The sequence below is a fragment of the Methylobacterium phyllostachyos genome, from assembly GCF_900103445.1.
GTDB classification, from domain to species: domain Bacteria; phylum Pseudomonadota; class Alphaproteobacteria; order Rhizobiales; family Beijerinckiaceae; genus Methylobacterium; species Methylobacterium phyllostachyos.
In genome coordinates this window covers 100,766-113,985 of record NZ_FNHS01000010.1, presented here as the reverse complement: position 1 = coordinate 113,985, position 13,220 = coordinate 100,766, and the positions used below count along the sequence as shown (strand labels likewise).

Sequence of the window (13,220 nt, the reverse complement as noted above, 5' to 3'; positions counted from 1 at the left end):
CTGCCTGAACCGATGCTGAGCCAGAGGTTGTATCGGGTACAGGCTTGCAGCGGCCTTCGGGCAACGCGGCGCGGAAAGCCGCGGTTTCACGGCCGCGGCTTTCCGCGCCGTCAATGCAGCGAGGGCGCGCGCAGGAACCGCTCCCGGTCGGCGGAGACCAGAGCGAGCTTCACGCCGCGGCCATCGCGGCGGATGGTGAGCGGCACGCGCACCCCCGCCTCGCCGAGCGCCCAGACGCTGCGGAACAGGGCGGCGAGATCCGCCATGGGCTCGCCGGCCACCGCCTCGATCACGTCGCCGGCCTGGAGGCCGCCGGTCTCGGCCGGGCCGCCATCGGCCAGCCCCATCACGACGATGCCCTCCTCGCTCTCGGTGGCGTAGAGGCCGAGCCAGGGACGCGGCGGCCGGTTCGCCCGCCCGCGGGTTGCGAGATCGTCGAGGATCGGCGGCAACAGGTCGATGGGCACCACCATGTTGATCGGACGCGCGCTGCCGGAGCCGCCCTGTTGCAGTTGCAGCGAGCCGATGCCGAGCAGTTCGCCCTGCGGGCCGATCAGCGCGGTGCCGCCCCAGTGCGGGTGCGCGGGGGACGTGAACAGCGCCTCGTCCAGGACGTATTCCCAGTAGCCCGCGAATTCCTGCCGGGCGACCACCTCGACGGCGACGCAGCGCTGGCGCCCGCCCGCCCCCGCCAGAACCGCCCGGTCGCCGGTCCGCAACCCGGCCGAACGGCCGAGCGGCAGGGCCGGCACGCCGAGGTCGCCGAGCGCCTGGACGAGGCCGAAGCCGGTGGCGGCGTCGAAGCCGAGGACGTGGCCGGGCACCGAGCGGCCGTCCCGGGTGGTGAGCCAGACGCTCTCGGCCTCGGTGACGAGGTAGCCGATGGTGAGCACGAGGCCGTCCTCCCGGATCACCACGCCGTTGCCGGCGCGCTCCGTGCCCAGCGTCTCGGCCGTGAAGGCGCCGTCGGGCACCCGGGTCGACAGGGCCAGCACCGCCGAGAGCGCCCGGTCGAGATCGTAGCCGTAATCCGCGGGCCGCGGCTGGGCCTGCGCGGGGATCTTCCACTCGCCCTGCGTCGCCATGAGAGTCCTTCGCGAATCCTTGCGCGCGTCCGCACCCTGCCGGAACCGGATGCCCGAAGAGGACAAGATAGGATGTCCGCGCGGCGCGCGACACCCATGAGGGGCCGCCCGCACACCATTGCCGCAGGGGTGAAAACGAAGAGGACCGCCCGGCCGGGGCCGGGCGGTCCATCGCAGCTGTCCGGTCCCCGCGCAGCGGGGAGCGGGTTTGCGCGTCTCAGTACTTGCGGACCAGCGGCGCCGGGACCGGCGAAGCGGCGGGGGCCGGCGAGTAGAGCGGCACGATGAACCGGATCCAGCCGTCGGTGGAGTAGTCGCTGCGGGTGCGGCCGAACGCGTTGGTGAACTGCGCGCCGGTCACGACGTCGCGGGCGACGTAGGCCTGGACGGTGAAGATCTTGAAGTCGTAGCCGATGAGGCCGCCGATGGCGAAGCGACCGCGGTTGCCGGCTGCCGCGCTGTACTGGCTGATGTCGAAGTTATACGTGCCGTAGGCGACCGGGCCGATCTCGAAGTTGCCGAACTTCTTCGTCGCGGTGATGTCGAAGTTCAGGGCGTTCGAGAGGTAGAACGGGCCGAGGGCCGCACCGACCGGACCACCGAAGCGGCCGGGCGAGTCGTAGATGTTGGCGGTCAGGTTGCCGGTGATGTTCCAGCCGTCACCGGTGTAGCTGCCGGCGACGCCGAAGCGGTAGGTGTTGGAGGAGAGCTGCGGCAGGACCGGGGTGGCCGTCGTACCGTTCGCCGTGATGATCGAGCCGCGGTCGCCGTTGAGGTCGTTCAGGTACACGCCGCCGAGCAAGCTGACGCCGAAGTTGCTGCCGAGATCGAAGGCCCAGATGCCGCCGACGAAGGTGCCGACGTTGATCGAGATGTCCTTGTTGCGCACGCCGGCCGGGTTGCGGGTGAAGGCGAACACGGTCGGGGGCGCCACGAGCAGCTCGATGCGACCGCCGAACGGCACCAGCGGGGTCGACCACACGAGGACCGGGATGTTGACGGCCGTATCGGGATCGTTCCGGCCGTCGGTGCGGCGGTAGGTGAACGTGTTGATGGCGTAGATGCCCTCCGGCAGCGGGGCGCCGACGGCGAGACCGACCTGCTCGCCCGGAACGGTCGTGGTCTGCGCCTGCGCGATCGTCGAGGTCATGCCGACCGTGAGCGCGACCGATCCGGCCGCGAGCCAGTTCTTCATCATTTTTTCATTCCTTCCCAAGGTCCCAAGGCATCCGTCCCGCATTCGGCACTTCCCTGCCGGTCTGCTCGCCCAGTGCGGCTGCCGGCTTCGGATGTGTCGAGCGCCCCCACGGAGCCTGCCCGTCTCAACGTCTGCGACTATTCTACAGAGACCCTCGGAAAGACAGTGGAATGCTCGCTGAATTGCCAGAACCAGCCCAACCGTTGCCCAAAAGCCGCATTTTTGCGGCGATGCAACACTGTCCACAGGATGGGTTCCGAAGGTCGTCTCCGGCAAAATATCGTTGAACGGTCAAGCTGTTGTCGCCGCGGATCCCGGGAGAATCCGGCAAGCCCCGGTGCAGGATTGGGCAGGAGGCCGGCCGGGGCAGAGCGATCCGGAACGGCCTCAAATCGGCGTCCGGTCGGGCCCGCGCCGGGGTGGAGGGCGGGGCGACGGCTCGAATCACCGCCCGTGGCGACCGGTCCCGATCGGGAACCCGGCAAAAACTGCCGCGTCGGACCGGCGCCTATCCGGCTACTCGGCGGCGCTGCGGCGCGCGGCACTCTGCGTGGCCGGCCGCCGCTCCAGCACCTCGCGCAGGAACCGGCCGGTATGGCTGGCCTTGGCGCGGGCGATCTCCTCGGGCGTGCCCTGCGCCACCATCGTCCCGCCGCCGTCGCCACCCTCCGGGCCCATGTCGATCACCCAGTCGGCGGTCTTGATCACTTCGAGGTTGTGCTCGATCACCACCACCGTGTTGCCCTGGTCCACGAGCTCGTGGAGCACCTCCATCAGCTTGGCGACGTCGTGGAAGTGCAGGCCGGTGGTCGGCTCGTCGAGGATGTAGAGGGTGCGGCCGGTGGCGCGCTTCGACAGCTCCTTGGACAGCTTCACGCGTTGCGCCTCGCCCCCCGACAGGGTGGTGGCCTGCTGGCCGACATGGACGTAGTGCAGGCCGACCCGCTTCAGGGTCTCGAGCTTGTCGCGGATCGCCGGCACCGCCTTGAACAGCTCGGCCGCCTCCTCGACGGTGGAATCGAGCACGTCGGCGATCGACTTGCCCCGGTACTTCACCTCCAGGGTCTCGCGGTCGTAGCGCTTGCCCTTGCAGACGTCGCAGGTGACGTAGACGTCGGGCAGGAAGTGCATCTCGATCTTGATGACGCCGTCGCCCGAGCAGGCCTCGCAGCGCCCGCCCTTGACGTTGAACGAGAAGCGGCCGGGCTGGTAGCCCCGCGCCTTGGCCTCCGGCAGGCCCGCGAACCAGTCGCGGATCGGCGTGAAGGCGCCGATATAGGTGGCGGGGTTCGAGCGCGGGGTGCGCCCGATCGGCGACTGGTCGATGTCGATGACCTTGTCGAGGTGCTCCAGCCCCTCCAGCCGCCCGTAGGGGGCCGGGTGCTCCAGGGCGCCATTCAGCTTTTTTGCGACGGCCTTGTAGAGCGTGTCGATCACCAGGGTGGACTTGCCGCCCCCCGAGACGCCGGTGATGCAGGTGAAGGTGCCGAGCGGGATCTCGACGTCGACGTCCTTGAGGTTGTTGCCCCGGGCCCCGAACAGCCCGAGCTTGCCCTTCCGGCCTTTTCGGCGCGCGGTGGGCGTCCGGACCGCCATCTCGCCGGTGAGATACTTGGCGGTGAGCGAAGCCGGGTTGGCCAGCACCTCGGCGGGGGTCCCCTGCGCGATGATCTCGCCGCCGTGGATGCCGGCGCCGGGGCCGACATCGACCACGTAATCAGCCTGCAGGATCGCGTCCTCGTCGTGCTCGACCACGATCACCGAGTTGCCGAGGTCGCGCAGGCGCTTGAGCGTGCCGAGCAGCCGCTCGTTGTCGCGCTGGTGCAGGCCGATCGAGGGCTCGTCCAGCACGTAGAGCACGCCGGTCAGCCCCGAGCCGATCTGCGAGGCCAGCCGGATGCGCTGGCTCTCGCCACCCGAGAGCGAGCCCGAGCCGCGGGCGAGGGTGAGGTATTCAAGGCCGACATCCACCAGGAAGCTCAGCCGGTCGCGGATTTCCTTCAGAATCCGGACCGCGATCTCGTTCTGCTTGGGCGTCAGCTTCTCGGGCAGCTCCGAGAACCAGCGATGCGCCTCGCTGACCGAGAGGGCCGTGACGTCGGCGATGTCCGCCATGGCGACCTTCACAGCCAGAGCCTCGGGCTTCAGCCGCTTGCCGCCGCAGGCGGCGCAGGGCGTCTCGCTCATGAAGCGCCCGATCTCCTCCCGGACGGCGTCCGAGTCGCTCTCCTTGTAGCGGCGCTCCAGGTTCGGGATCACGCCCTCGAACGGCTTGTTGACCGTGTATTTGCGCAAGCCGTCGTCGTAGGCGAAGCGCACCGCCTGCTTGCCGGACCCATACAGCACGATGCTGCGGGCCGTCTCCGACAGGCTCTGCCAGGGCACGCTGGTCTTGAAGCTGAAATGCTCGGCCAGCGCGTCGAGGGTCTGGCCGTAATAGGGCGAGGTCGATTTCGCCCAGGGACCGACCGCGCCGCGCTTCAGGCTTAAGCCGGGGTCCGAGATCACCAGCTCGGGATCGATCCGCATCTCGTGGCCGATGCCGCTGCAGGTGGGGCAGGCGCCGAACGGGTTATTGAACGAGAACAATCGCGGCTCGATCTCCGCGATGGTGAAGCCCGAGACCGGGCAGGCGAAGCGCGACGAGAAGGTGATGGTCCGGGGCGCCTCGCCCTCGGGCGCGTCCGCGAACACGACCTCCGCGATGCCGTCGGCGAGTTCCAGCGCCGTCTCGAAGGAATCCGCCAGCCGGGAGCCGATATCGGCCCGGACCACGATCCGATCGACCACCACGTCGATGTCGTGCTTGAACTTCTTGTCGAGCTTAGGCACGTCGTCGATGGCGTAATACTCGCCGTTGACGCGCAGCCGCTGAAAACCTTTCTTTTGGTATTCGGCGATTTCCTTGCGGTACTCGCCCTTCCGGCCGCGGACCACGGGAGCGAGCAGGTAGAGCCGGGTCTTTTCCGGCAACTCCAACACCCGGTCGACCATCTGCTGGACGGTCTGGCTCTCGATCGGCAGGCCGGTGGCGGGCGAGTAGGGGATGCCGACCCGCGCCCAGAGCAGGCGCATGTAGTCGTAGATCTCGGTGACCGTCCCCACGGTGGAGCGGGGATTTTTCGAGGTGGTCTTCTGCTCGATGGAGATCGCCGGCGACAGCCCGTCGATCTGATCGACATCGGGCTTCGACATCATCTCTAGGAACTGGCGGGCATAGGCCGAGAGCGACTCGACGTAGCGGCGCTGCCCCTCGGCGTAGATCGTGTCGAAGGCGAGCGACGACTTGCCCGAGCCCGACAGCCCCGTGAACACGACGAGCTTGTCCCGCGGGATGGTCAGATCGACGTTCTTGAGATTGTGCTCCCGGGCGCCGCGGACCGCGATCACCCGCCGATCCTCGACGGGGGTCGGCGCGGCGTCGAACAGGGCCTCCAGCTTGGCGTCGATGGCGGCCTCGTTGCGGGCACCGGGGGGGCTGGATTTCGCGCGAACCGGTTTGGACTGGGAGGCCTTGGCAGCCGCCGGGGCCTTCGGAGCCGTCTTGGAAGGGGCTTTGGTGGCAGCCTTGGGAGCGGCTTGCGCGGCGCCGGCGCGGCTTGCGACACGACTTCCAGCTTGGGCTTTGGCCATGAGGGCGGCGGTCTTTCGCGGCGTCGACCGAGGCATCGACGAAGTCGGACGGATTCGCGCGCGGGCCAGCCGCCGCTCCGGCTCATGTCGAGCCCGAGGGGGCCCACGGCAAGATGCGGCCGGCGGGACGCAGGCCCGTCATGCGCCGCCCTTGCTAGAACGAAACGCGTACGGCGGCAACCGCTCCGTGCGGCGGCGATGCGGGTGGCATCATCGAAGCCCCGGCCTCTAAGAGAGTTTGTGAAAAAGGCTTATCCTCGGACGCGTGATTCTTCCGGGCGGACGATGGAGGCCCGATGGCGACCATTTCCTTGCCCGACCCGATGAAGGGGTGGATCGAGGCGCAGATCAGACAGGGCGATTATGCCAGCACGAGCGATTACGTCCGCGACCTCGTGCGCCGTGACCGCGAGCGGCGCGCCCAGACAGAACTGACGCTCGAGGATCTGCGCCGAATCGTCGACGAGGCCCGCGCCGGAGAACCGAGCCGCCGCAAGGTCCCCGAGATCCTCGCCCGGGCCAGGAAGCACGCGCAGTCCGATCAACCGCTGAACGAGTGACTATACCCTCACGGCGCGGGCTGAAGCGGATCTGTCCGACATCGCGGTCTCCGGCTACCGGCAGTTCGGTATCCGCCAAACGGAAGCCTATGCCGGCGGGCTGGAACACGTCTTCCGGCTCCTGGCCGACAATCCCCGCATGGGCCGGAAGGCCGACGCGATCCGGCCCGGCGTGCACCGACACGATTACGCCGCGCACGTCATCCTGTACGAGCCGGCGGAGGGCGGTGTCCTGATCCTGGCCATCATCCACGGCCGCAGCGTGAGGGGGCTCGACCTGTAGCGCAGGCTTTCGCTGCGCCGCCTCACCCCCGAGACGCGACTCCATCAACAGGTGCTGATGCCAACGCTCGACGCGACCGATCCGGCCGCCCTCAGCGGGTCCGATGACCGCACCGCAGCCCGGCAGCGCCTGTCCACGCGGCTGCTGTTCCTGATCGTCGGGATCGCCAACGCCACCTGGGCGCCGCTGGTGCCGCTGGTGAAGGATCGCGCCGGCCTCAATGAGGCCGGGCTCGGCCTGCTGCTCCTCACCTTCGGGATCGGCTCGCTCCTGGCGATGCCGAGCGCCGGGGCGGCGGCCGCGCGGCTCGGATACCGGCCGGTCCTGCTCGCCGGAACGCTGGCGCTCGGCCTCGCCCTGCCGGTGCTGGCCCTGGCCTCCGGGCTCGTCCCGCTCACCGGGGCGCTCCTGCTGTTCGGGGCCGGGATGGGGGCGGTGGATTGCGTCATGAACCTGCAGGCCGTCGCGGTGGAGCGCGCCGGTGGACGGCCGATGATGTCGGGCTTCCACGGCCTCTACAGCCTGGGCTGCATCCTGGGGGCGCTGATCGCCAGCGCCCTGCTGGCCGCCGGGCTCGGGGCGGGCGGGAGCGTGCTGCTGCTGGTCGGTGGCATCGCGGCTCTGTTCGCGGCGGCCTGGCCCGGCATCCTGCGGGCAGAGCGGGGAGGGGGAGCGAGGGTCCCGCCTTCGCGCTGCCCCGGGGTCCGGTGCTTGGGCTCGGGCTGCTCTGCTGCGTGGTGTTCCTCACCGAGGGCTCGGCCCTCGACTGGAGCGCCGTGTTCCTGATCCAGCAGCGCGGGCTCGATCCGGCCTGGGCAGCGCTCGGCTACGCGGCCTTCTCGGTCACCATGACGGCCGGCCGGCTCGGGGGGGATGCGATCGTGGCCCGGCTCGGCCGGGGGCGGGTGGTGGTCCTCGGCGGCCTGCTGGCGGCCGCGGGGCTCGCGCTCTCGGTGGTCGTCCCGGCCTGGGAGGCGGCGCTCACCGGCTATGCCCTGGTCGGGGCGGGCTGCGCCAACATCGTCCCGGTCCTGTTCACCGCGGCGGGCCGCCAGACCGCGATGCCCGCGCGCGTAGCGGTGCCGGCGGTCACGACGCTGGGCTATGCCGGGGTGCTGGCGGGTCCGGCCCTGATCGGCTTCGTGGCGCAGGCGCTCGGCCTGCCGGCCGCCTTCCTGATCGTGGCGGCCCTGCTGGTCGGCGTGGCGGCGGCCGGGCGCTCCCTGCGGGTCTGAGCGCCTGATCCCACGTCATGGTTTCGAAAGGTCGGGACCTTTCGCGGGTCCAGGGCAGAGCCCTGGGAAACACCTCAGGGCCGAAGATCTCAGGGCTCCGCCCTGAGCACCCGCCAAAGGGCGAAGCCCTTTGGGAACCCCCGGGATCCTCGAAGCTCACCCCTCCGCGTTGCGCGCCATGAAGGTGGCGGGCGTGCCGTCCTCCGGGTTCACGAAGATGATGTCGGTCGGCGCCCGCCGGGGCGTGTCGATCGACAGGAACACCACCGGATCCCCGGGCTCGAGCGCCGGCATCGCGTGGACGGTGCCCTTCTCGAAGAACAGGAGCTGGCCGGGGCCGAACGCCGTCTCGGCGGCCGGATCGCCCAGCCAGACCCGGCCCCGGCCCGACAGGCAGTAGAGGTACTCGTCGCAGGTGGCGTGATAGTGCGGCGGGGTCGGGCGATAGACCCGGAACACCCGGGCGCTCGCCGCCTCCCGGTCGGTCAGGTAGGTGTCGACCAGGAGCGTCTGGGCGCTGTCGGGCAGAGCCGCCGCCAGCGCCGCCACGTCGAAGAGGCCGGTCCCCACCGCGTCCGCCATCCCGTCCTCCTCAATCGGCAAACCCTTCGAGCACGATCTTGCCCTTGGCGCCCCCGCTCTCGATCAGCGCGTGGGCGCGCGTCAGGTTCGCGGCGTCGATCCGCCCGTAATGCTCCCCCAGGGTGGTGCGCAGGCGCCCGGAATCAACCAAGCGCGCGACCTCGTCGAGGAGCGCCCCCTGGGCGGCGATGTCGGCGGTGGCGAATAGCGGGCGCGTGAACATGAACTCCCAGTGCAGCGACAGGCTCTTGCGCTTGAGGAGCCCGACATCGAGCTGCTCCGGATCGTCGATCAGGGCGAGGCGGCCCTGCGGGGCGATCAGCTCCACGATCTGGGCGAGGTGATCGTCGGTGTTGGTGGTGGAGAAGACGAGGCCCGGCGCGCCGAGGCCGAGGGAGGCCACCTCCGCCGCCAGGGGCTTGGCATGATCGACCACGTGGCGGGCGCCGAGATCCCGGCACCATTGCGCGGTTTCGGGCCGCGACGCGGTGGCGATCACCGTGAGGTCGGTGAGCGTCCGGGCGAGCTGGATCGCCACCGAGCCGACGCCCCCGGCGCCGCCGACGATCAGGATCGCCGGGGCCGCGCCCGGCACCGGCTTGCCCACGTCGAGCCGGTCGAACAGCGTCTCCCAGGCGGTGATCGCGGTGAGCGGCAGGGCGGCGGCCTGCGCCCAGTCGAGGCTCTTCGGCTTGTGCCCGACGATGCGGGCATCGACGCAATGGTACTCGGCATTCGTGCCCGGCCGGGTCAGGTCGCCGGCGTAGAACACCGCGTCACCCACGGTGAAATTCTGGACCTCAGCGCCCGCGGTGACGACGGTGCCGGCCGCATCCCAGCCCAGGACCTTGACGCCGCCCGCCTCCGGCTCGGCCCGGCGCCGGACCTTGGTGTCGACCGGGTTCACCGAGACCGCCGCGACCTTCACCAGCAGGTCGCGGGGGCCGGGCTCGGGCTGGGGCAGGTCGCAATCGATCAGGGCTTCGGGATCGGTAATCGGCAGGGACTTGCGGTATCCGACGGCGCGCATCGTGATCTCCTCCGGCTGTCAGGCAGGAGATGCCGCGGCCCTTCACGGGCTGCAAGTACGCACATAAAAAGCCGATAGTGCCGGAAATGATACCGTAGAAGGACCCCATGGCCCGCACCCGTCACCATACCGGCGCCTGCAGCCCGGGCTGCGCCGTCGAGGCGACCCTTCGGCTCATCGACGGCAAGTGGAAGGGCGTCATCCTCTACCATCTGCTGGAGGGGACCCTGCGATTCAGCGAGATCCGGCGACGGCTCGCCAGCGTGACGCAGCGCATGCTCACGAATCAGTTGCGCGAGATGGAGGCGGACGGCCTGATCACGCGCAAGATCTACGCTCAGGTTCCGCCGAAGGTGGAATACAGCTTGACCGAGCGTGGGCGCTCCCTGGAACCTGTCATCCGCGCCCTGAAGACCTGGGGCGATCTGCACGCCGATCAGGCAGATCCCGTCCAGAACGCCGCATGATCATGCAGATCCAATCGGATTGAGGCGGTGACCTATAACCGGATGTTCAGCACTTGACGGGATGGTAAACCGTCTCCTGCGAAACATTGTCAGATCGTCCGATGCGTCTCCTCTCCTCGCTCCGCGCCCGCATCCTGGTGGTGGCGCTCGCCCCCTGCCTCGCCTTCGCGGGGGCGGCGGGTCTGGCCGTCTCCGACCAGTGGGCGCGCCGCGCCGAGATGGACCGGGTCGAGAACCTCGTCGGCCTCGCCTCGCGGATCAGTGCCTTCGTGCACGAGGCCCAGCGCGAGCGCGGCGCATCCAGCCTGTTCCTGGGGGCGAAGGGCGCGCAGTTCGGGCCGGAACTCGCCGCCCAGCGCCAGCGCACCGATGCGGCGCTGGCGGGCCTGCCGGAGGCCATAACGGCCGCCACGGGCTTCGGCCCGGCCTTCGCGGCCCGCGGGGAGGGGTTCAACCGGGCCCTCGCGGGGCTCGCGGCCCAGCGCCGGGGGGTGGACGCCCTGACGCCCAGCGCCCCCGAGGCGGCGCGCTTCTACACCGCCCTGATCGGCGAGGGGCTCAGCCTCGTGCGCGGGATGGGTGGGGTGATCGACGAGGCCGGCCTCGCCGCCCGGGCGAGTGCCTACGCGGCCTTCCTGGCGCTCAAGGAGGCCGCCGGCCAGGAACGGGCCGCCGCCTCGGCGGCCTTCGCGTCGGGCAGCCTGGACCTTCCGGCCGCGCGCCGGCTCGTCACGCTCTCGGCCGAGCAGACGACCTATGCCGGCCTGTTCCGGGCCGGGGCCGAGCCGCCCCAGGCCGCCCTCCTCGACGCCGCGGAGGCGACGGAGCCGGCGCGCGAGGTGGCGCGCCTGCGCCAGGCTGCCCAGGAGACGATGCCGGGCGCACCCCTGGCGTTCCGCGACGCGCCGGCCTGGTTCCGCCTCGCCACGCAGCGCATCGACGCCCTGAAGGGGGTGGAGGACCGGCTGACCGCCGATCTCGTGGCCGCCGCCGGTTCGGTACGCGCCCGGGCCGACCGGATGCTGACCCTCTGGGGCGCGGGGGGATTGGCCCTGTTCGCGCTCTCGGTCGGTCTCGCGGTCTGGCTCGGCACGGCGATCGCCCGGCCGCTCAGCCGGATGGCCGCGGTGCTGACGGCGATCGGCCGGGCGGAGGAGACGGACGACCACGCGATCCCGTCCGGCGGCCCGCGCGAGGTCCGGGCGATCGCCGCGGCCACCCTGGCCTTCCGCGACAGCGTCGCGGAGCGCCGCGCCGCCCGGGCCGCGCAGGAGCAGCTCGCCGCCGAGACCGCCGCCGCCCAGCGGGCGGTCGCCCTGGACCTCGCCGACAGCTTCGAGCGCCAGGTCGGCGGCATCGTCGGGGCGGTCTCGGCGGCAGCCGCCCAGCTGGAAGCCTCGGCCCGCGGCATGGCCCGGGCCGCCCAGGACACAACCGATCTCGGCCGGGCGGTGGCCGTGTCCGCCGACTCGGCCGCGCGCTCGGCCGATACGGTGGCGGCGGCCACCGAAGAGCTCACCGCCTCGGTCCGGGAGATCGGCGTCCAGGTCGGGTCCTCGGCCGACCTCGCGGCCTCTGCGACCCGGGACGCGGACGGCATGGCCGGGGAGATCCGGCGCCTCGCGCAGGCCGCCGGCAGCATCGGGGAGATCGTCGCGATGATCTCCTCGATCGCCGGTCAGACCAATCTGCTGGCGCTGAACGCCACGATCGAGGCGGCGCGCGCCGGCGAGGCCGGCCGCGGCTTCGCGGTGGTGGCGGCCGAGGTGAAGGACCTGGCCACTCAGACCGCCCGGGCGACCGAGGAGATCGGCGCCAAGGTCGCGGAGATCACCGGCTCCACGGAGGCCTCGGTCCGGTCGATCGGCGGCATCACCGGGGTGATCCGCAACCTCGCCCGGATCGGCGCCGAGATCGCCGCCATGGTCGAGGAGCAGGGCGCGGCCACCGCCGAGATCGCCCGGACCACGGCGCAGACCGCGCAGGACACCCGCGGGGTCTCGGGGCACATGGCGGGCGTGGGCGAGGCGGCGGACACGGCGAGCCAGGGCTCGGCCCAGGTGCTGCAGGCGGCGGGCGACCTCTCCCGGCAGGCGGGCGCCCTGCGCGCGGCCGTGGCGGGGTTCTTGGCACGGGTGCGGGCGGCCTGAGGGGCGGGGGCTCGGCGCCCGTGTCTCGGGCGTGATGGTGTGATGACCCTCGGGTCCGGGCCTACTTGTGCTTGACCTTGGGGTGACTGCTTGCGACCCTTCAAAGCCGTTCAATGACAGAACTCGACTTCCTGGAAGCAAACATGGTCCGCGCCGTCCTGTAGTGGGGTAGCCTACTGCGCCAGGCGCGCCTTCAGGAAATCGGCGGCGCTCTGATGAGCGTCCCGCGCGCTCTGTGTTGCGGCCTTCAGGAAAAAGTCGTGCGAGCCACCTTGATACACGTCCAGCGACACGAACCGGCCGAGGCGTTCCGCTGTCTGCTTTAGCTCCCGGCCGACCGACAACGGGAATGTCTTGTCCGCACTTCCCCAGATCAGCAGCAACGGCGGCAATGATCGCACGGGCTGCGCAAAGCTGTTCGGAAAGCCGCCATCAACGAGAACGAGAGCATCGATATCAGATCGACCGACCGAAGCGGCCGAAGCGGTTTGTGCCCCAAGAGATACGCCAAGCACGCCGACCCGACCGGAGTGCGGCTGCGCGGCGAGATACGAAGCGACCTCTCGAACGCTCGAAACCCAATCCGGCAGTCGTCGCGCATAGTAGGCGATCCGTGCCGTTGCCCCGCTCGCTGAGGCGATAGCATTGAGATCGTCAACCGAGAGAATGTGCACGAGATAGGCGTTCAGACCCGCCTTCCGAAAAGCCCAGCCTAACTCGTCGTAGGCAGGAGTTCCAAAGCCTTTGCTTCCACTCAGAATGAGAACCACCGGGCATGTCGGCTCCGCACAGGTCCCGAAGCTTTCGACCAGCGTTCCGCCATTGGATGTCGGTACGGTGAGATGATCCCTTGACGCTCGGGCTTCCGCTGCCGTTGCGGGGAAACAGATCGTGAGAGCCAGGGTGAGGGATCGGGTGAAGCGCATGGCGCCCTCGTTCTTCGTTCAAAGCCACACCGCAACCATGTCTGCCGACGATCACGCCCGAAGCCATCAAC

Annotated in this window: 11 protein-coding genes and 1 pseudogene; 6 read left to right on the top strand and 6 right to left on the bottom strand. The window is 70.2% G+C overall.

The features are described 5' to 3' along the window. Positions 1-110: 110 nt before the first annotated feature. The 3 genes from BLQ49_RS17145 to uvrA all read right to left on the bottom strand — a co-directional run bounded on the left by BLQ49_RS17145 (position 111) and on the right by uvrA (position 5,916). Positions 111-1,085 carry a S1C family serine protease gene (locus BLQ49_RS17145; protein ID WP_091717785.1) on the bottom strand — a complete coding sequence of 325 codons (975 nt, stop codon included), beginning with the start codon at positions 1,083-1,085 and terminating at the stop codon, positions 111-113. Positions 1,086-1,302: 217 nt separating this feature from the next. Further along, entirely contained in the window at positions 1,303-2,283 is a 981-nt protein-coding gene (locus tag BLQ49_RS17140; protein ID WP_091717783.1) for a transporter family protein, read from the bottom strand. A 516-nt stretch (positions 2,284-2,799) separates the two neighbouring features. Then, a complete protein-coding gene (uvrA, locus tag BLQ49_RS17135; protein WP_091717781.1) occupies positions 2,800-5,916 on the bottom strand; it encodes an excinuclease ABC subunit UvrA in 3,117 nt (1,038 codons plus the stop codon). A 296-nt stretch (positions 5,917-6,212) separates the two neighbouring features. Here uvrA and BLQ49_RS17130 point away from each other — a divergent pair, with 296 nt between their 5' ends. The 4 genes and pseudogenes from BLQ49_RS17130 to BLQ49_RS30345 all read left to right on the top strand — a co-directional run bounded on the left by BLQ49_RS17130 (position 6,213) and on the right by BLQ49_RS30345 (position 7,994). Next, positions 6,213-6,476, top strand: a complete 264-nt coding sequence (locus BLQ49_RS17130) for a type II toxin-antitoxin system ParD family antitoxin (RefSeq protein ID WP_091717779.1) — start codon at positions 6,213-6,215, stop codon at positions 6,474-6,476. A 13-nt stretch (positions 6,477-6,489) separates the two neighbouring features. Beyond that, positions 6,490-6,759 (top strand): annotated as a pseudogene (locus tag BLQ49_RS17125) (type II toxin-antitoxin system RelE/ParE family toxin); the annotation flags it as partial. 57 nt (positions 6,760-6,816) lie between these two features. Beyond that, positions 6,817-7,545, top strand: coding sequence for an MFS transporter (locus BLQ49_RS30350; protein ID WP_244507639.1), 729 nt, complete (start codon positions 6,817-6,819; stop codon positions 7,543-7,545). After that, positions 7,494-7,994: an MFS transporter gene (locus tag BLQ49_RS30345; protein ID WP_244507638.1), complete on the top strand. Its 501-nt coding sequence runs from the start codon at positions 7,494-7,496 to the stop codon at positions 7,992-7,994. The genes BLQ49_RS30350 and BLQ49_RS30345 overlap by 52 nt, the downstream gene beginning before the upstream one ends. A 156-nt stretch (positions 7,995-8,150) precedes the next feature. Here BLQ49_RS30345 and BLQ49_RS17115 read toward each other — a convergent pair whose 3' ends face one another. Then, on the bottom strand, positions 8,151-8,576 hold the full coding sequence (locus tag BLQ49_RS17115; protein WP_091717775.1) for a cupin domain-containing protein: 426 nt from the start codon (positions 8,574-8,576) through the stop codon (positions 8,151-8,153). Positions 8,577-8,586: 10 nt separating this feature from the next. After that, complete coding sequence (locus BLQ49_RS17110) at positions 8,587-9,606, bottom strand: zinc-binding alcohol dehydrogenase family protein (protein WP_091717771.1); 1,020 nt, start codon at positions 9,604-9,606, stop codon at positions 8,587-8,589. 107 nt (positions 9,607-9,713) lie between these two features. On the opposite strand from BLQ49_RS17110, the gene BLQ49_RS17105 reads away from it, so the two are divergent. Both BLQ49_RS17105 and BLQ49_RS17100 read left to right on the top strand, forming a co-directional pair. After that, positions 9,714-10,073, top strand: coding sequence for a winged helix-turn-helix transcriptional regulator (locus tag BLQ49_RS17105; protein ID WP_091717769.1), 360 nt, complete (start codon positions 9,714-9,716; stop codon positions 10,071-10,073). Positions 10,074-10,174: 101 nt separating this feature from the next. Beyond that, positions 10,175-12,223, top strand: coding sequence for a methyl-accepting chemotaxis protein (locus BLQ49_RS17100; RefSeq protein ID WP_091717767.1), 2,049 nt, complete (start codon positions 10,175-10,177; stop codon positions 12,221-12,223). A gap of 173 nt (positions 12,224-12,396) precedes the next feature. Here the strand turns inward: BLQ49_RS17100 and BLQ49_RS17095 are convergent, their stop codons facing one another. Then, positions 12,397-13,149, bottom strand: coding sequence for a dienelactone hydrolase family protein (locus BLQ49_RS17095; RefSeq protein ID WP_091717765.1), 753 nt, complete (start codon positions 13,147-13,149; stop codon positions 12,397-12,399). Positions 13,150-13,220: the final 71 nt, after the last annotated feature.